General features: G+C 55.5%; 14 protein-coding genes and 4 tRNA genes. All 18 read left to right on the forward strand.

Features of this window, described 5'->3' with window-relative positions; translation table 11 throughout:
• Positions 1–155: 155 nt before the first annotated feature.
• The 18 genes from birA (at position 156) to fusA (ending at position 18188) form a co-directional block, all read left to right on the forward strand.
• Positions 156–1115, forward strand: a complete 960-nt coding sequence (birA, locus tag H096_RS16375) for a bifunctional biotin--[acetyl-CoA-carboxylase] ligase/biotin operon repressor BirA (protein ID WP_033900022.1) — start codon at positions 156–158, stop codon at positions 1113–1115.
• A complete protein-coding gene (locus H096_RS16380) occupies positions 1105–1854 on the forward strand; it encodes a pantothenate kinase (RefSeq protein ID WP_033900024.1) in 750 nt (249 codons plus the stop codon). The genes birA and H096_RS16380 overlap by 11 nt, the downstream gene beginning before the upstream one ends.
• Before the next feature lie 7 nt (positions 1855–1861).
• A complete protein-coding gene (locus H096_RS16385; protein ID WP_033900026.1) occupies positions 1862–2308 on the forward strand; it encodes a hypothetical protein in 447 nt (148 codons plus the stop codon).
• 143 nt (positions 2309–2451) lie between these two features.
• A tRNA-Tyr gene (locus H096_RS16390) sits at positions 2452–2536 on the forward strand.
• A 24-nt stretch (positions 2537–2560) separates the two neighbouring features.
• Positions 2561–2634: transfer RNA gene (locus tag H096_RS16395), tRNA-Gly, on the forward strand.
• Positions 2635–2660: 26 nt separating this feature from the next.
• Positions 2661–2736, forward strand: a tRNA-Thr gene (locus H096_RS16400).
• A 161-nt stretch (positions 2737–2897) separates the two neighbouring features.
• Positions 2898–2973, forward strand: a tRNA-Trp gene (locus H096_RS16405).
• A 45-nt stretch (positions 2974–3018) separates the two neighbouring features.
• Positions 3019–3387 (forward strand): preprotein translocase subunit SecE, encoded by a 369-nt coding sequence (secE, locus tag H096_RS16410; RefSeq protein ID WP_003194658.1) that lies wholly within the window; start codon positions 3019–3021, stop codon positions 3385–3387.
• 9 nt (positions 3388–3396) lie between these two features.
• Positions 3397–3930, forward strand: a complete 534-nt coding sequence (nusG, locus tag H096_RS16415) for a transcription termination/antitermination protein NusG (protein WP_003176436.1) — start codon at positions 3397–3399, stop codon at positions 3928–3930.
• A 117-nt stretch (positions 3931–4047) separates the two neighbouring features.
• Complete coding sequence (gene rplK / locus H096_RS16420; RefSeq protein WP_003176435.1) at positions 4048–4479, forward strand: 50S ribosomal protein L11; 432 nt, start codon at positions 4048–4050, stop codon at positions 4477–4479.
• Positions 4479–5174, forward strand: a complete 696-nt coding sequence (gene rplA / locus H096_RS16425) for a 50S ribosomal protein L1 (protein ID WP_033900028.1) — start codon at positions 4479–4481, stop codon at positions 5172–5174. Before rplK ends, rplA begins: the two co-directional genes overlap by 1 nt.
• A 199-nt stretch (positions 5175–5373) precedes the next feature.
• The gene (rplJ, locus tag H096_RS16430; protein WP_016969477.1) at positions 5374–5874 is read left to right on the forward strand and encodes a 50S ribosomal protein L10; all 501 of its coding nucleotides are present in this window, start codon (positions 5374–5376) and stop codon (positions 5872–5874) included.
• 78 nt (positions 5875–5952) lie between these two features.
• Complete coding sequence (rplL, locus tag H096_RS16435) at positions 5953–6318, forward strand: 50S ribosomal protein L7/L12 (RefSeq protein ID WP_003210093.1); 366 nt, start codon at positions 5953–5955, stop codon at positions 6316–6318.
• Between the two features lie 219 nt (positions 6319–6537).
• Positions 6538–10611 (forward strand): DNA-directed RNA polymerase subunit beta, encoded by a 4074-nt coding sequence (gene rpoB, locus H096_RS16440; protein WP_033900031.1) that lies wholly within the window; start codon positions 6538–6540, stop codon positions 10609–10611.
• A 64-nt stretch (positions 10612–10675) separates the two neighbouring features.
• Positions 10676–14875, forward strand: a complete 4200-nt coding sequence (gene rpoC, locus H096_RS16445) for a DNA-directed RNA polymerase subunit beta' (protein WP_033900032.1) — start codon at positions 10676–10678, stop codon at positions 14873–14875.
• A gap of 216 nt (positions 14876–15091) precedes the next feature.
• Positions 15092–15463 (forward strand): 30S ribosomal protein S12, encoded by a 372-nt coding sequence (gene rpsL / locus H096_RS16450; protein ID WP_002555494.1) that lies wholly within the window; start codon positions 15092–15094, stop codon positions 15461–15463.
• A 118-nt stretch (positions 15464–15581) separates the two neighbouring features.
• Positions 15582–16052 carry a 30S ribosomal protein S7 gene (gene rpsG / locus H096_RS16455; protein WP_002555493.1) on the forward strand — a complete coding sequence of 157 codons (471 nt, stop codon included), beginning with the start codon at positions 15582–15584 and terminating at the stop codon, positions 16050–16052.
• Between the two features lie 30 nt (positions 16053–16082).
• Positions 16083–18188, forward strand: a complete 2106-nt coding sequence (fusA, locus tag H096_RS16460) for an elongation factor G (RefSeq protein WP_033900034.1) — start codon at positions 16083–16085, stop codon at positions 18186–18188.
• Positions 18189–18216 lie beyond the last annotated feature (28 nt).

Genomic DNA, 18216 nt, shown 5'->3' on the forward strand with positions numbered 1-18216 from the left:
AACCCCATTTGCGAAAGCAGATGGGGTTTTGTTTTGGGCGGTCGAAAAACACAAAGGCGGCCATTTCGACGACCTTCAGTGCTAAGGTCCTGCGTTTCTATGCAATGACTCTGCGCATGGCTATCATGCGTGCCTCATTGTGAGGCGATATTTGCATGCTGACGCTGTTAAAACTTCTGAAAGATGGCCGATTCCACTCGGGTGAAGCGCTTGGCGCCGCCCTGGGTGTCAGCCGCAGTGCTGTCTGGAAGCAGCTCCAGCACCTGGAAGCAGAACTCAATCTGCCCCTCCATAAGGTGCGAGGTAAGGGGTATCAGTTGGCGTCACCGTTGGTGTTCTTGACTGCTGAAGATATTGCCTTGAATGCGCCCTCCCTGGCGTGGCCCATTCATATCTCTGACTCCGTTGACTCCACTAATGCCGAAGCCTTGCGCCTTGTTGATGGCGGTTGCGCGGCGCCGCTCCTGGTGCTTGCGGAGCAGCAAACGGCCGGCCGGGGTAGGAGGGGGCGGAAGTGGGTAAGCCCGTTCGCACAAAATATGTATTACAGCCTCGTATTGCGCATCGAGTCGGGCCTTCGGCAGTTGGAGGGACTGAGCCTGGTGGTGGGCTTGGCGGTCATGCAGACCTTGCGCGAGTCGGGTGTGCAGAACGTTACTCTGAAGTGGCCAAACGACGTTCTGGTAGGGCAGAAGAAAATTGCCGGGATTTTGCTGGAGTTGGTAGGAGACCCCGCTGATATTTGCCACGTTGTCCTCGGAATAGGCATCAACGTGAATATGCAGAGGGCTGACGAGGTGGACCAGCAATGGACTTCGGTTCAGTTGCAGACAGGTTCTCCGGCGAATCGCAATGCGATGGTGGCGCAGTTGGGGTTGCAGCTGCAGCGCTACCTTGAACGGCACCGGGAGGGTGGTTTTGTCGCACTCAAAGATGAGTGGGAGCAGAATCACGCCTGGCAAGGAAGGCCGGTGTCGCTTATCGCGGGTATCAGCCAAGTCGATGGCGTTGTACTGGGTGTAGACCACCAGGGGGCGCTGCGCTTGAGCGTCGATGGTGTTGAGAAAATATACAATGGCGGTGAGTTAAGCCTGAGGTTGCGTGATGATTCTTGAGCTCGACTGTGGGAATAGCTTTATCAAATGGCGTGTACTTGATGCCGACAGTGCTCACGCCTCTTCGGAAGGGATTGTTGGTTCGGATCTGGCTTTGATTGAAAGCCTCATGGCGCTTCCCGGTTTGTTGCTGACGCGTTGCCGGCTGGTGAGCGTTCGTGCCCTGGAAGAAACAAGCAAGCTGGTTGCGGCCCTGCATGAGGCTTTCGGAGTTGCTGTCTCCTGTGCGGCTCCCGCGCGCGCGATGGCCGGAGTGCGTAACGGCTACGAAGATTTTGAGCGTTTGGGCCTTGATCGTTGGCTGGCAATGCTGGGTGGGTTCAAGTTGGCGCGCGGTGCTTGCCTGGTGCTCGATTTCGGCACCGCAGCCACGGCGGATTTCATCGCAGCGGATGGTGAGCACCTCGGTGGATTCATCTGTCCAGGTATGCCGCTCATGCGCAACCAACTGCGAACTCATACACGCAAGATACGGTACGACGACGCTGCTGCTGAAAGGGCGCTGGAGCGCCTCTCTCCAGGTCGTACGACCGTAGAGGCAGTGGAGCGAGGTTGTACGCTTATGCTTCGAGGGTTTGTACTCACTCAGTTAGAGCTGGCGCGAAGCTACTGGGGTGATGACTTCACTGTGTTCCTTACGGGAGGGGACGCCGATTTGGTGGCAGATGCGGTGCCACAGGCCCGACTCGTTCCAGATTTGGTTTTTGTCGGTTTGGCGATGGCTTGTCCTTTGTCTTGAGGTGAATATGCGTTGGTTGTTTTTGCTTTTACTTGTCCTCAACGCCTTCTACTACATCTGGCATCAGCAAGAAGCACCGTTGCGCGCCAAAGATGTCACGCCTCTGAGTCTTTACAAGGGGTCGCAACAGGACATTCGCTTGCTCAGTGAGTCGTCTGATGCGGTGACGCGCAGAGATCGTGCAAAAGCATCTGAGGCGCAGAATATGTGTTTGTACATCGGTGGTTTTGCGGACCAGCGGCAGGCGCAGTCTGTTGAGCAGCGCCTCACAAGCCTGGATATAAGGGTCACGGTCCAATTGCTCAATACTGCTGAAGCCTCTGGCTATTGGCTGCGCGTAGCCCCTGAAAGCCGACGCCTGGCTGAGGATCTGCCATTTGAAAACCTTGCTAAGGAATTCAATGAGTTAAAACATAAAATAATGTTGTGCGAAGGCGTTGCATCTCTCGAATAGTTTGCATAGAATGGCGCCCGCTTCGCAGTGAAGACCTTTAAGGCCTACAGTGTGAAGCGAAGGTCAACGCAGCTAACCTCATATTTTTAAATGAGAAAATGCTTGACAGAAGGTCGGCGTAATGTAAAATGCCGGCTCGCTTAGGAGGGGTTCCCGAGCGGCCAAAGGGATCAGACTGTAAATCTGACGTCTACGACTTCGAAGGTTCGAATCCTTCCCCCTCCACCATTTTTAGCGTGAGCTGCAAGCTCCGCGGGTATAGTTTAGTGGTAGAACCTCAGCCTTCCAAGCTGATGATGCGGGTTCGATTCCCGCTACCCGCTCCAAGTTTGCAGGTTGTGCAAGGTGTTTTGCTCTTGTAGCTCAGTTGGTAGAGCACACCCTTGGTAAGGGTGAGGTCAGCGGTTCAAATCCGCTCAAGAGCTCCATATAACAAGGCAGATATGAAAATATCTGCCTTTGTTTTAACAGCTGCCTCGGCTTGTTAGTGTTGCGCCTGGCTTTATCGTCGGGTGATTTCAAGTCTAGTGGGGTTGGTTGTTGTAAAGTCTTTTTCAGGCCTGCATAATGGTCGGCCTGATTTTGTTTTAGGTCAGTAGCTCAATTGGCAGAGCGACGGTCTCCAAAACCGTAGGTTGGGGGTTCGATTCCCTCCTGACCTGCCAGATTCACGTGGTGTATCTGGCTTTCTTTTCACAGGATCTTCATAGATGACTCCTAAGGCTGAAGCTCAAAGCTCTCGTTTCGATCTGGTCAAGTGGCTCGCTGTAGTTGCCTTGGTGGTCGTAGGCGTTGTTGGCAATCAGTACTATTCTGCTTCGCCGATCCTGTACCGCGTCCTCGCTTTGCTTGCCCTTGCTGCTGTAGCTGCCTTTGTAGGCCTGCAGACTGCTAAAGGCAAGTCTTTCGCGGTCCTGGTAAAGGAAGCTCGCACCGAAATCCGTAAAGTCGTTTGGCCGACTCGCCAAGAAACCACGCAGACCACGTTGATCGTTGTGGCTGTTGTTCTGGTTATGGCGTTGCTGTTGTGGGGGCTTGATTCCCTGCTCGGCTGGCTTGTTTCCTTGATTGTTGGCTAAGGGTGTCCCGTGGCTAAGCGTTGGTACGTTGTGCATGCTTACTCGGGTTACGAGAAGCATGTTATGCGCTCTTTGCTAGAGCGCGTAAAGCTGGCAGGCATGGAAGATGGCTTCGGCGAAATTCTGGTTCCCACTGAAGAAGTGGTTGAAATGCGGAATGGCCAGAAGCGCAAAAGCGAACGCAAGTTCTTCCCTGGCTATGTGCTGGTTCAGATGGACATGAATGAAGGTACTTGGCACTTGGTCAAGGATACCCCTCGTGTCATGGGCTTCATTGGCGGTACTGCTGATAAGCCTGCTCCTATCACTGACAAAGAAGCAGAAGCGATTCTGCGCCGCGTTGCCGATGGTAGCGACAAGCCTAAGCCGAAGACGTTGTTCGAGCCGGGTGAGGTTGTTCGTGTCACAGATGGTCCGTTTGCTGATTTCAACGGTACTGTCGAAGAAGTTAACTACGAAAAGAGCCGGATCCAAGTGGCAGTGCTCATTTTCGGTCGCTCTACTCCGGTAGAGTTGGAGTTCAGCCAGGTCGAGAAGGTCTAGCTGAGCAAGCATCCCAACCCCGCAGCCTTAGGCTGTGGGGTTTTGTCGTCACTGGGATAAACGCGCAAGTAACCGGGGAGCCTTTCGAGGCGTTTGAACCCGTAATTGGAGTGCCTCATGGCCAAGAAGATTACCGCTTACATCAAGCTGCAAGTGAAGGCCGCTCAGGCCAACCCTAGCCCACCCGTCGGTCCAGCTCTGGGTCAGCACGGCGTGAACATCATGGAATTCTGCAAGGCCTTCAACGCCCGTACTCAGGGTCTTGAGCCAGGTCTGCCGACTCCAGTGATCATCACTGTATACAGCGACCGTAGCTTCACCTTCGAAACCAAGTCGACCCCGGCTTCGGTTCTGTTGAAGAAAGCTGCTGGTCTGACTAGCGGTTCCGCTCGTCCGAACACCGTTAAGGTTGGCACCGTAACTCGTGCTCAGCTGGAAGAAATCGCGAAAACCAAAAACGCGGATCTGACTGCAGCTGATATGGATGCAGCCGTGCGTACCATCGCCGGTTCTGCTCGTAGCATGGGCCTTAACGTGGAGGGTGTGTAATGGCTAAGCTGACCAAGCGTCAAAAGGCTATCGCCGGCAAAATCGAAGCAGGCAAGGCCTACAACTTTGTAGACGCCGCTGCCCTGCTGGCTGAGCTGTCGACTGTCAAGTTCAGCGAGTCCGTAGACGTTGCTGTAAACCTGGGTGTTGACCCACGTAAATCCGACCAGGTCGTTCGTAGCGCAACTGTGCTGCCACACGGTACTGGCAAGACTGTACGTGTAGCTGTCTTCACCCAAGGCCCAGCAGCTGAAGCTGCTCTGGCCGCTGGTGCTGATCGCGTTGGCATGGACGACCTGGCTGCCGAAATGAAAGGCGGCGACCTGAACTATGACGTAGTTATTGCTTCCCCGGATGCAATGCGCGTTGTAGGTCAGTTGGGTCAGATCCTCGGTCCACGTGGTCTGATGCCTAACCCTAAAGTCGGCACCGTAACCCCAGACGTAGCCACCGCGGTTAAAAACGCCAAGGCGGGTCAGGTTCGTTATCGCACTGACAAAAACGGCATCATTCACACCTCCGTTGGCAAAGTCGGCTTCGATGCCGTCAAGCTGAAGGAAAACGTTGAAGCCCTGATCGCTGATCTGAAGCGTATCAAGCCAGCTTCCTCGAAAGGTATCTACGTCAAGCGCGTTACCCTGAGCACCACTATGGGCCCAGGTCTGGTCATCGACCAAGGCTCGCTGGACGTATAAGACACAGATCGGCGCGAGCGATCGCGCCGATTGAAAAAATTGGGGTCCCTGCCTGGCGGGGGCTATCCAAGACCGTAGGCGACGCAAGTCTTAAACCACAAGCCTACGCAGATGGTGCTCCCGGTTCCTTACCGAATCAGACACCAAAACGACATCCGGCTCCGGCCAGATGAAACGGTAACAAGCAGGAGTTAAACCCGTGGCAATTAATCTCGAAGACAAGAAGGCCATCGTCGCTGAAGTCAACGAGGCTGCCAAAGCTGCTCTGTCCGCTGTCGTGGCTGATGCCCGTGGTGTGACAGTAGGCGCTATGACCGGACTCCGTAAAGAGGCTCGTGAAGCTGGCGTATACGTACGTGTTGTACGTAACACCCTGCTCAAGCGCGCTGTTGCTGACACTGAATACAGTGTCCTCAACGACGTGTTCACTGGCCCGACTCTGATCGCGTTCTCCAAAGAACATCCAGGCGCTGCTGCCCGTTTGTTCAAAGAATTCGCCAAGAGTCAGGATAAGTTCGAGATCAAGGCAGCTGCGTTCGAGGGCAAGTTCCTCGCAGCTAACCAAATCGACGTACTGGCAACACTGCCGACCCGCGACGAAGCCATTTCGCAGCTGATGAGCGTGATTCAAGGCGCTACCAGCAAGCTGGCTCGTACTCTGGCTGCAGTTCGCGAGCAAAAAGAAGCTGCCGCAGCCTAAGGCTGAGCAACTTCTCTCGCGTATTTTTGTTTATTTCGATGGCCGCGTAGGCCGTCCCCCAATTCAGGAAATACAGCAATGTCTATCTCCCAAGACGATATCCTCAACGCCGTAGCTGAAATGTCGGTTCTGCAGGTTGTTGAGCTGATCAAAGCTTTCGAAGAAAAATTCGGCGTTTCCGCTGCCGCTGCTTCCGCTGGCCCAGCTGTTGCTGCTGTTGCTGCTGAAGAGCAAACCGAATTCAACGTCATGCTGCTGGAAGCTGGCGAGAAGAAAGTAAACGTGATCAAGGCAGTACGTGAACTGACCGGTCTGGGCCTGAAAGAAGCCAAGGCTGTAGTTGACGGCGCTCCTGCCCAGGTTCTGGAAGCAGTGTCGAAAGACGCAGCTGACAAAGCCAAAGCAGTACTGGAAGAAGCAGGCGCTAAAGTCGAGCTGAAGTAAGCATCGACCTTGCGTCTCCAGCCCAAGCGTTAAGCTGAAGGCTGATGGCTGGTGGCTCTTGCCACCGGCCTTTTTCCGTTCTTGGCTGTCGACTCGGTCGCCGCCATTAACGCGCTGTAGCCACCCGATGCGGTGGTGCAAACCATGGGGTTTGCAAGATTTTCTGGCTGCTCCCGTCGGGAGGGCCAAACAAGCAGGTGACCAAGCTGGGGAACGCTGATGGCTTACTCATATACTGAGAAAAAACGTATCCGCAAGGACTTTAGCAAGTTGCCGGACGTCATGGATGTCCCGTACCTTCTGGCTATCCAGCTGGATTCGTATCGTGAATTCTTGCAGGCGGGAGCGACCAAAGATCAGTTCCGCGACGTGGGCCTGCATGCGGCCTTCAAATCCGTTTTCCCGATCATCAGCTACTCCGGCAATGCTGCGCTGGAGTACGTCGGTTATCGCCTGGGCGAACCGGCATTTGATGTCAAAGAATGCGTGTTGCGCGGTGTTACTTACGCCGTACCTTTGCGGGTAAAAGTGCGCCTGATCATTTTCGACAAAGAATCGTCGAACAAAGCGATCAAGGACATCAAAGAGCAAGAAGTCTACATGGGCGAAATCCCATTGATGACCGAGAACGGTACCTTCGTTATCAACGGTACCGAGCGTGTGATCGTTTCCCAGCTGCACCGTTCCCCGGGCGTGTTCTTCGACCACGACCGCGGCAAGACGCACAGCTCCGGCAAACTCCTGTACTCCGCGCGGATCATTCCGTACCGCGGTTCGTGGTTGGACTTCGAGTTCGATCCGAAAGACTGCGTGTTCGTGCGTATCGACCGTCGTCGTAAGCTGCCGGCCTCGGTACTGCTGCGCGCGCTCGGTTACACCACTGAGCAAGTGCTGGATGCCTTCTACACCACCAACGTATTCAGCCTGAAGGATGAAACCCTCAAGCTGGAGCTGATCGCTTCGCGTCTGCGTGGTGAAATTGCCGTCCTGGACATCCAGGATGAAAAAGGCAAGGTCATTGTTGAAGCTGGCCGTCGTATCACTGCGCGCCACATCAACCAGATCGAAAAAGCCGGTATCAAAGAGCTGGAAGTGCCTCTGGACTACGTCCTGGGCCGCACGACCGCCAAGGTCATCGTTCACCCGGCTACAGGCGAAATCCTGGCTGAGTGCAACACCGAGCTGAACACCGAGATCCTGGCCAAGATCGCCAAGGCTCAGGTCGTTCGCATCGAGACCCTGTATACCAACGACATCGACTGCGGTCCGTTCATCTCCGACACGCTGAAGATCGACTCCACCAGCAACCAATTGGAAGCGCTGGTCGAGATCTATCGCATGATGCGTCCTGGTGAGCCACCTACCAAAGACGCTGCCGAGACCCTGTTCAACAACCTGTTCTTCAGCCCTGAGCGCTATGACCTGTCTGCGGTCGGCCGGATGAAGTTCAACCGTCGTATCGGTCGTACCGAGATCGAAGGTTCGGGCGTGCTGTGCAAGGAAGACATCGTCGCGGTACTGAAGACCCTGGTCGACATCCGTAACGGCAAAGGCATCGTCGATGACATCGACCACCTGGGTAACCGTCGTGTTCGTTGCGTAGGCGAAATGGCCGAGAACCAGTTCCGCGTTGGCCTGGTACGTGTTGAGCGTGCGGTCAAAGAGCGTCTGTCGATGGCAGAAAGCGAAGGCCTGATGCCGCAAGACCTGATCAATGCCAAGCCAGTGGCTGCGGCGGTGAAAGAGTTCTTCGGTTCCAGCCAGCTCTCGCAGTTCATGGACCAGAACAACCCGCTCTCCGAGATCACCCACAAGCGCCGTGTTTCTGCACTGGGCCCGGGCGGTCTGACCCGTGAGCGTGCTGGCTTTGAGGTTCGTGACGTACACCCGACGCACTACGGTCGTGTTTGCCCGATCGAAACGCCGGAAGGTCCGAACATCGGTCTGATCAACTCCCTGGCCGCTTATGCGCGCACCAACCAGTACGGCTTCCTCGAGAGCCCGTACCGTGTAGTGAAACACGCTCTGGTCACCGACGAGATCGTGTTCCTGTCCGCCATCGAAGAAGCTGATCACGTGATCGCTCAGGCCTCGGCCACGATGAACGACAAGAAAGTCCTGATCGACGAGCTGGTAGCTGTTCGTCACTTGAACGAGTTCACCGTCAAGGCGCCGGAAGACGTCACCTTGATGGACGTATCGCCGAAGCAGGTAGTTTCGGTTGCTGCGTCGCTGATCCCGTTCCTGGAGCACGATGACGCCAACCGTGCGTTGATGGGTTCCAACATGCAGCGTCAAGCTGTACCGACCCTGCGCGCTGACAAGCCGCTGGTAGGTACCGGCATGGAGCGTAACGTAGCCCGTGACTCCGGCGTTTGCGTCGTGGCTCGTCGTGGTGGCGTGATCGACTCTGTTGACGCCAGCCGTATCGTGGTTCGTGTTGCCGATGACGAAGTAGAAACTGGCGAGGCCGGTGTCGACATCTACAACCTGACCAAATACACCCGCTCGAACCAGAACACCTGCATCAACCAGCGTCCGCTGGTGAGCAAGGGTGATCGCGTCCAGCGTAGCGACATCATGGCCGACGGCCCGTCCACCGACATGGGTGAACTGGCACTGGGTCAGAACATGCGCATCGCGTTCATGGCATGGAACGGCTTCAACTTCGAAGACTCCATCTGCCTGTCCGAGCGTGTTGTTCAAGAAGACCGTTTCACCACGATCCACATTCAGGAACTGACCTGTGTGGCACGTGACACCAAGCTTGGGCCAGAGGAAATCACTGCAGACATCCCGAACGTGGGTGAGGCTGCACTGAACAAGCTGGACGAAGCCGGTATCGTTTATGTAGGTGCTGAAGTAGGCGCAGGCGACATCCTGGTCGGTAAGGTCACTCCGAAAGGCGAGACCCAACTGACTCCGGAAGAGAAGCTGTTGCGTGCCATCTTCGGTGAAAAAGCCAGCGACGTTAAAGACACTTCCCTGCGTGTACCGACCGGTACCAAAGGTACTGTCATCGACGTACAGGTCTTCACCCGTGACGGCGTTGAGCGTGATGCTCGTGCACTGTCCATCGAGAAGACCCAGCTCGACGAGATCCGCAAGGACCTGAACGAAGAGTTCCGTATCGTTGAAGGCGCGACCTTCGAACGTCTGCGTTCCGCCCTGGTAGGCCACAAGGCTGAAGGCGGCGCGGGTCTGAAGAAAGGTCAGGACATCACCGACGAAATCCTCGACGGTCTTGAGCACGGCCAGTGGTTCAAACTGCGCATGGCTGAAGATGCTCTGAACGAGCAGCTCGAGAAGGCCCAGGCCTACATCGTTGATCGTCGCCGTCTGCTGGACGACAAGTTTGAAGACAAGAAGCGCAAACTGCAGCAGGGCGATGACCTGGCTCCAGGCGTGCTGAAAATCGTCAAGGTTTACCTGGCAATCCGTCGCCGCATCCAGCCGGGCGACAAGATGGCCGGTCGTCACGGTAACAAAGGTGTGGTCTCCGTGATCATGCCGGTTGAAGACATGCCGCACGATGCCAATGGCACCCCGGTCGACGTCGTCCTCAACCCGTTGGGCGTACCTTCGCGTATGAACGTTGGTCAGATCCTTGAAACCCACCTGGGCCTCGCGGCCAAAGGTCTGGGCGAGAAGATCAACCGTATGATCGAAGAGCAGCGCAAGGTCGCAGACCTGCGTAAGTTCCTGCACGAGATCTACAACGAGATCGGCGGTCGCAACGAAGAGCTGGACACCTTCTCCGACCAGGAAATCCTGGATCTGGCGAAGAACCTGCGCGGCGGCGTTCCAATGGCTACCCCGGTGTTCGACGGTGCCAAGGAAAGCGAAATCAAGGCCATGCTGAAACTGGCAGACCTGCCAGAAAGCGGCCAGATGCAGCTGTTCGACGGCCGTACCGGCAACAAGTTCGAGCGCCCGGTTACTGTTGGCTACATGTACATGCTGAAGCTGAACCACTTGGTAGACGACAAGATGCACGCTCGTTCTACCGGTTCGTACAGCCTGGTTACCCAGCAGCCGCTGGGTGGTAAGGCTCAGTTCGGTGGTCAGCGTTTCGGGGAGATGGAGGTCTGGGCACTGGAAGCATACGGTGCTGCTTACACTCTGCAAGAAATGCTCACAGTGAAGTCGGACGATGTGAACGGTCGTACCAAGATGTACAAAAACATCGTGGACGGCGATCACCGTATGGAGCCGGGCATGCCCGAGTCCTTCAACGTGTTGATCAAAGAAATTCGTTCCCTCGGCATCGATATCGATCTGGAAACCGAATAACACGTGACGCGAATCGAGAGCGGGGCTGTTTAGCCCGCTCTCTGCTCCGCCAGGAGGAAAGGCCTTGAAAGACCTACTGAATTTGCTGAAAAACCAGGGTCAAGTCGAAGAGTTCGACGCCATCCGTATTGGATTGGCATCGCCTGAGATGATCCGTTCGTGGTCGTTCGGTGAAGTTAAAAAGCCGGAAACCATCAACTACCGTACGTTCAAACCTGAGCGTGACGGCCTGTTCTGCGCCAAGATCTTTGGCCCGGTAAAGGATTACGAGTGCCTGTGCGGTAAGTACAAGCGCTTGAAGCACCGTGGTGTGATCTGCGAGAAGTGCGGCGTTGAAGTTGCACTGGCCAAGGTTCGTCGTGAGCGCATGGCGCACATCGAACTGGCTTCGCCGGTTGCCCACATCTGGTTCCTGAAATCGCTGCCGTCCCGTATCGGCTTGCTGATGGACATGACCCTGCGTGATATCGAACGTGTTCTCTACTTCGAGAGCTATGTCGTTATCGATCCAGGTATGACCACTCTTGAAAAAGGTCAGCTGCTGAACGACGAGCAGTACTTCGAAGCGCTGGAAGAGTTCGGCGACGATTTCGATGCCCGCATGGGTGCCGAAGCTGTCCGCGAACTGCTGCACGCTATCGACCTGGAACACGAGATTGGCCGTCTGCGTGAAGAGATTCCGCAAACCAACTCCGAAACCAAGATCAAGAAGCTGTCCAAGCGTCTGAAGTTGATGGAAGCCTTCCAAGGTTCCGGCAACTTGCCAGAGTGGATGGTGCTGACCGTTCTGCCGGTTCTGCCGCCAGACCTGCGTCCGCTGGTACCGTTGGACGGTGGTCGTTTCGCGACGTCCGACCTCAACGACCTGTACCGCCGCGTGATCAACCGTAACAACCGCTTGAAGCGCCTGCTTGATCTGTCCGCTCCGGACATCATCGTGCGCAACGAAAAGCGTATGTTGCAAGAAGCTGTCGATGCCCTGCTCGACAACGGTCGTCGTGGCCGCGCTATCACCGGTTCGAACAAGCGCCCTCTGAAATCCCTGGCTGACATGATCAAGGGTAAGCAAGGTCGTTTCCGTCAGAACTTGCTCGGTAAGCGTGTTGACTACTCCGGTCGTTCGGTAATTACCGTAGGCCCGACCCTGCGTCTGCACCAGTGCGGTCTGCCTAAGAAGATGGCACTTGAGCTATTCAAGCCATTCATCTTCGGCAAGCTGGAAATGCGCGGTCTCGCGACCACCATCAAAGCGGCCAAGAAAATGGTCGAGCGCGAACTGCCAGAGGTTTGGGACGTTCTCGCTGAAGTGATCCGCGAACACCCGGTTCTCCTCAACCGTGCACCGACCCTTCACCGTCTGGGTATCCAGGCGTTTGAACCGGTACTGATCGAAGGTAAGGCTATCCAGCTGCACCCTCTGGTCTGTGCTGCGTACAACGCCGACTTCGACGGCGACCAAATGGCCGTGCACGTACCGCTGACACTGGAAGCCCAGTTGGAAGCGCGCGCGTTGATGATGTCGACCAACAACATTCTGTCGCCAGCCAACGGTGAGCCAATCATCGTTCCGTCGCAGGACGTTGTATTGGGTCTGTACTACATGACCCGTGAAGCGATCAACGCCAAGGGCGAAGGTCGTGTATTCGCTGACCTGCAAGAAGTTGACCGTGTGTTCCGTGCCGGCGAAGCCGCACTGCACGCCAAGGTCAAAGTGCGGATCAACGAAACCGTCAACGACCGTGATGGCGGCAGCGTGAGCGGCACCCGTATCGTCGACACTACTGTCGGCCGTGCGCTGCTGTATCAAGTTGTGCCAAAAGGTCTGTCGTACGACGTCGTCAACCTGCCGATGAAGAAAAAGGCGATCTCCAAGCTGATCAACCAGTGCTACCGCGTGGTTGGTTTGAAAGAGACCGTGATCTTCGCTGACCAGTTGATGTACACCGGTTTTGCCTATTCGACCATTTCCGGCGTTTCCATCGGTGTTAACGACTTCGTTATCCCGGATGAAAAAGCTCGCATCATCGCGGCTGCAACCGATGAAGTGAAAGAGATCGAAAGCCAGTACGCCTCCGGCCTGGTAACCCAGGGCGAGAAGTACAACAAGGTGATCGACCTTTGGTCGAAGGCAAACGACGAAGTTTCCAAGGCGATGATGGCCAACCTCTCGAAAGAGAAAGTCATCGACCGTCACGGCGACGAAGTTGACCAAGAGTCCTTCAACTCGATGTACATGATGGCCGACTCGGGCGCACGGGGTTCTGCTGCGCAGATCCGTCAGCTCGCCGGTATGCGTGGCCTGATGGCCAAGCCGGACGGCTCCATCATCGAAACGCCGATTACCGCGAACTTCCGTGAAGGTTTGAGCGTACTTCAGTACTTCATCTCGACTCACGGTGCTCGTAAAGGTCTTGCGGATACCGCGTTGAAAACCGCTAACTCCGGTTACCTGACGCGTCGTCTGGTAGACGTTGCACAAGATCTGGTTGTAACCGAGATCGATTGCGGCACCGAGCACGGCCTGCTGATGACGCCGCACATTGAAGGCGGTGACGTTGTAGAGCCACTGGGTGAGCGCGTATTGGGTCGTGTTATTGCCCGTGACGTATTCAAGCCAGGCACCGAGGAAGTTATCGTTCCTGCCGGCACCCTGGTAGATGAGAAGTGGGTCGAGTTCATCGAACTCAACAGCATCGACGAAGTGATCGTTCGCTCGCCGATCAGCTGCGAAACCCGCTACGGCATTTGTGCCAAGTGCTACGGCCGTGACTTGGCTCGTGGTCATCAGGTGAACATCGGTGAAGCGGTCGGCGTTATCGCTGCCCAGTCCATTGGTGAGCCGGGTACCCAGCTGACCATGCGTACGTTCCACATCGGTGGTGCGGCAAGCCGGACCTCCGCAGCCGACAGCGTTCAGGTGAAGAATGGCGGTACTGTCCGTCTGCACAACCTGAAACACGTTGAGCGAGTGGATGGCCACCTGGTTGCTGTGTCCCGTTCCGGTGAGCTGGCAATCGCTGATGACTACGGTCGTGAGCGCGAGCGTTACAAGCTGCCGTACGGTGCTGTGATTTCGGTTAAAGAAGGTGACAAGGTCGACGCTGGCGCAATCGTGGCCAAGTGGGATCCGCACACTCACCCAATCGTTACCGAAATGAAAGGTACCGTGACCTACGTGGGCATGGAAGAAGGCATCACGATCAAGCGTCAGACTGACGAATTGACCGGTATGACCAACATTGAAGTACTCGACGCGAAAGATCGTCCAGCTGCCGGTAAAGACATCCGTCCTGCCGTGAAGATGGTCGATGACAACGGCAAGGACTTGTTGCTGCCAGGCACTGACGTAATCGCTCAGTACTTCCTGCCAGCCAACGCCCTGGTCGGTGTAGCGGATGGTGCGAAGATCGCGATCGGTGATGTTATCGCGCGTATCCCGCAAGAAACTTCGAAGACCCGTGACATCACCGGTGGTCTGCCGCGTGTTGCCGACTTGTTCGAAGCTCGTCGTCCGAAAGAAGCGTCGATTCTGGCTGAAGTCAGCGGCACCATCGCGTTCGGTAAAGAGACCAAGGGCAAGCGCCGTCTGGTCATTACCCCGAACGACGGTACCGATCCGTACGAAGAGCTGATTCCGAAGTGGCGTCACCTGAACGTCTTCGAAGGCGAACAGGTAAACCGCGGCGAAGTTATCTCCGACGGCCCGAGCGATCCACACGACATCCTGCGTCTGCTGGGTGTGAGTGCGCTGGCCAAGTACATCGTTAACGAGATCCAGGACGTTTACCGCCTGCAAGGCGTGAAGATCAACGATAAGCACATCGAGACCATCCTGCGTCAGATGTTGCGTAAAGTTGAAATCGCTGAATCCGGCGATTCCAGTTTCATCAAGGGCGACCAGATGGAACTGACTCACGTACTGGTAGAGAACGAGCGTCTGGGCGCGGAAGACAAGTTTGTCTCCAAGTTCACCCGCGTGCTGCTGGGTATCACCAAGGCGTCGTTGTCCACTGAGTCGTTCATCTCGGCGGCCTCCTTCCAGGAGACCACTCGTGTACTGACCGAAGCAGCGGTAACCGGCAAGCGCGATTACCTGCGCGGCCTGAAAGAAAACGTGGTTGTGGGTCGTTTGATCCCAGCCGGTACCGGTTTGGCTTACCACAGCGAGCGTAAGCGTCGCCGTGATGCTGACAAGCCGCTGCGCGTAAGCGCCAGTGAAGTGGAAGCTGCACTGACCGAAGCGCTGAACTCTAGCGGTAACTGAGTTCTGCACTAGATAAGTCTGGGCCCCGGCAGCCCCATTCGTCGGATCGAGGCTTTTTTGCCCCGGTTCGGTGAGTGGGGATGTCGGGGCCTTGCCTTGACTGGGGGCAAGATCCTCTTTAGACTCTTGTACCCCTAAATTTGGCGGGAATTCGTTCCTGCCATTTTGCTTTTCTTGCAAGACAATAGCGTCGCAAGACAACAGTGGAGCTAGTAGATGGCAACTATCAACCAGCTGGTACGTCAGCCGCGTAAGCGTATCGTCGAGAAATCCGACGTACCTGCGCTGCAGAACTGCCCGCAACGTCGTGGCGTATGCACCCGTGTGTATACCACCACGCCGAAAAAACCTAACTCGGCACTGCGTAAAGTATGCCGTGTGCGCCTGACCAACGGTTTCGAGGTTTCCTCGTACATCGGTGGTGAAGGTCACAACCTGCAAGAGCACAGCGTGGTACTAATCCGCGGCGGTCGTGTAAAAGACTTGCCAGGTGTTCGTTACCACACCGTACGCGGCTCCTTGGATACTTCCGGCGTTAAAGGTCGTAACCAGGGTCGTTCGAAGTACGGTACCAAGAAGCCTAAGTAGTAGCGGCTTTTTGTAAAACTGAATCATCTTATTTTCTGAGTCGATAAGAGTAAGGTCGGAGGCGTCCCGCAAGGGCACCGATTCCGAACGAACCTGAAGACCGTTTGAGGGCTTATCCATGCCAAGAAGACGCGTAGCAGCCAAGCGCGAAGTGCTTGACGATCCAAAATACGGAAGCCAGATCCTGGCCAAGTTCATGAACCACGTGATGGAAAGCGGCAAGAAAGCCGTTGCCGAGCGTATCGTTTATGGCGCGCTGGAAAAGGTTAAAGAACGCAAGAACAGCGACCCCCTGGAAATCTTCGAGAAAGCTCTCGACGCCATCGCTCCGCTGGTCGAAGTGAAGTCGCGCCGTGTAGGCGGTGCTACTTACCAGGTTCCGGTTGAAGTTCGTCCGTCCCGTCGTAACGCTCTGGCAATGCGCTGGTTGGTAGACTTCGCCCGTAAGCGCGGCGAGAAGTCTATGGCTCTGCGTTTGGCCGGCGAGCTGTTGGACGCTGCTGAAGGTAAAGGTGCTGCTGTTAAGAAGCGTGAAGACGTGCACCGTATGGCTGAAGCTAACAAAGCTTTCTCGCACTACCGCTTCTAATCTTAGCTTCACTAATTTTGCGAGGGCTTTATGGCTCGTACTACTCCGATTAGCCGCTACCGTAACATCGGTATTGTTGCTCACGTGGATGCTGGTAAAACCACCACCACCGAGCGCGTACTGTTTTACACCGGCAAAAGTCACAAAATGGGCGAGGTGCATGACGGCGCCGCGACCACAGACTGGATGGTTCAGGAGCAGGAGCGTGGTATTACCATTACTTCTGCTGCTATTACCGCCTTCTGGAAAGGTTCCGAGAAGCAGTACAAAGACGAGCACCGTTTTAACGTAATCGATACCCCAGGCCACGTAGACTTCACCATCGAAGTTGAGCGTTCCCTGCGCGTACTCGACGGCGCCGTCGTTGTGTTCTGCGGTACCTCGGGTGTTGAGCCTCAGTCGGAAACCGTATGGCGTCAAGCCAACAAGTACGGCGTTCCACGTCTTGTTTATGTAAACAAGATGGACCGTGCTGGTGCCAACTTCCTGCGCGTGATCGGTCAGATCAAGCAGCGTCTGGGTCACACCCCGGTGCCAATCCAATTGGCTATCGGTTCCGAAGACAACTTCCAGGGTCAGATCGATCTGATCAACATGGAAGCTGTTTACTGGAATGATTCCGACAAAGGTATGGTTCCTGTTCGTAAGCCTATCCCTGCAGAACTGCAGGAGCTGGCTGACGAGTGGCGCAACAACATGGTTGAGGCTGCTGCCGAAGCCAACGAAGAGCTGATGAACAAGTACCTCGAAGGTGAAGAACTCACCAACGTGGAAATCAAGGCTGCTCTGCGTCAGCGTACTATCGCTGGCGAGATCGTCTTGGCTGTTTGCGGTTCCTCCTTCAAGAACAAGGGTGTTCCCCTGGTTCTCGACGCCGTTATCGACTACCTGCCGGCTCCAACCGACATTCCTGCTATCAAGGGTACCAACCCTGATAACGAGGAAGAAGAAATGGAGCGTCACGCCGATGATAGCGAGCCGTTCTCGGCTCTGGCGTTCAAGATCGCAACCGACCCATTCGTGGGTACTTTGACCTTCGTCCGCGTTTACTCGGGCGTGTTGGCCTCCGGCGACGGCGTGATCAACTCGGTTAAAGGCAAGAAAGAGCGCGTGGGTCGTATGGTGCAAATGCACGCAAACGCCCGTGAAGAGATCAAGGAAGTACGCGCTGGTGACATCGCGGCCCTGATCGGCATGAAGGACGTCACCACGGGTGAGACTTTGTGCGACGCTGCCAAGCCAATCATCCTGGTTCGCATGGACTTCCCGGAGCCGGTTATTTCGGTTGCCGTAGAGCCTAAGACCAAGGATGACCAGGAAAAAATGGGTATCGCTCTGGGCAAGCTTGCTCAGGAAGATCCATCTTTCCGCGTCAAGACTGATGAAGAGACTGGTCAAACGATCATCTCCGGCATGGGCGAGCTGCACCTGGACATCCTGGTTGACCGGATGCGCCGTGAGTTCAACGTCGAAGCCAACATCGGTAAGCCTCAGGTTTCCTATCGTGAGCGCATCACGAAGAATTGCGAAATCGAAGGCAAGTTCGTTCGTCAGTCCGGCGGTCGTGGTCAGTTCGGTCACTGCTGGATCCGTTTTGCTCCTGCTGACGAAGGTCAGGAAGGTCTGCAATTCGTGAACGAAGTAGTTGGTGGTGTGGTTCCTAAGGAATACATCCCGGCTATCCAGAAGGGCATCGAAGAGCAGATGAAGAACGGTGTTGTTGCCGGCTATCCGCTGATCGGCCTGAAAGCAACCGTTTTTGACGGTTCTTACCACGACGTCGACTCCAACGAGATGGCGTTTAAGGTGGCTGCCTCCATGGCAACCAAGCAACTGGCCCAGAAGGGCGGTGGTGAGTTGCTTGAGCCGATCATGGCGGTAGAAGTTGTTACACCTGAAGACTATATGGGTGATGTCATGGGCGACCTTAACCGTCGTCGCGGCATGATCTTGGGTATGGAAGACACGGTTTCCGGCAAAGTGATTCGCGCCGAGGTTCCGTTGGGTGAGATGTTCGGTTATGCGACCGACGTTCGCTCCATGTCCCAGGGTCGCGCAAGCTACTCTATGGAATTCAAAAAATACAACACAGCTCCGGCGCACATCGCTGAAACTGTATCCAAAAAACAAGGCTGATTCAGTCCTTTAGGCAAGGAGTTAATTG

Source organism: Pseudomonas sp. FH1 (assembly GCF_000510895.2).
In the GTDB taxonomy this organism is placed as follows: Bacteria; Pseudomonadota; Gammaproteobacteria; order Pseudomonadales; family Pseudomonadaceae; genus Aquipseudomonas; species Aquipseudomonas azotoformans_A.